Source organism: Streptomyces sp. LUP30, assembly GCF_001746365.1.
In the GTDB taxonomy this organism is placed as follows: domain Bacteria; phylum Actinomycetota; class Actinomycetes; order Streptomycetales; family Streptomycetaceae; genus Streptomyces.
In genome coordinates this window covers 1-612 of the sequence record NZ_MJAJ01000128.1, presented here as the reverse complement: position 1 = coordinate 612, position 612 = coordinate 1, and the positions used below count along the sequence as shown (strand labels likewise).

The following is a 612-nucleotide window of genomic DNA, read 5'->3' as shown; positions in this document are numbered from 1 at the left end:
CTCTCCTGCCTCAGAATGATCCCTCTTCAGAAGGAACATTAACCGGAGCTATGTGGCACGTTGCCCCCATGCCGCCTCCGGCTCGTCGCGCAGCAGCCCGGCCTCACGGAGCATGGCGACTTGGTGCCTAGCGTGGGACTTGCCCAGTTCGGCCCAGCCGCACAGGCAGCTGCTGATGTCGCGACGCTGGTGGGCGACGAGGATCAACTCGGCATCCTGCATAGAGTCCATGCCGACAGTCTGGCCTCGCTGCCGTCAACCGTTCCCCCGCTGCACGACCGGTGATCTTGTCGCGCCTCACAGACCGTCAGATTCTTCGTCAGGAGCGATTCTCCGGTCGCCAGTGCTCCGCGCGACGACACAACCAGTCCGCCTCCGGAAGGCAGGGGCAAGCCCCGCATACGGGGCACACTTCCTGACGGCATCCGCTGCACACGGTCGGCTGGTTCTGCTCGGGCATCAGTACGTGCCTGGGATCGTGGCGACCTTGCAGTCCGGGCACCGGTCTTCCTGCCGGTACTCGTTCGGCCGGTAGGACTTCCACCCAGCCTTCTCATGCGCCCGACGGTGGATCAGTCCCTCCCCATCGGTCTCCGCCTTGCCGTCGCTCCA

1 protein-coding gene is annotated in these 612 nt (G+C 65.2%); it reads right to left on the bottom strand.

The genetic code is table 11. From position 1 onward, the window contains the following. Positions 1 to 48: 48 nt before the first annotated feature. Entirely contained in the window at positions 49 to 231 is a 183-nt protein-coding gene (locus tag BG482_RS39940; RefSeq protein ID WP_069765973.1) for a hypothetical protein, read from the bottom strand. Positions 232 to 612 lie beyond the last annotated feature (381 nt).

Coding starts and splice junctions, on each gene's coding strand:
- BG482_RS39940 (WP_069765973.1), bottom strand. CDS start 231: ATGGACTCTATGCAGGATGCCGAGTTGATCCTCGTCGCCCACCAGCGT.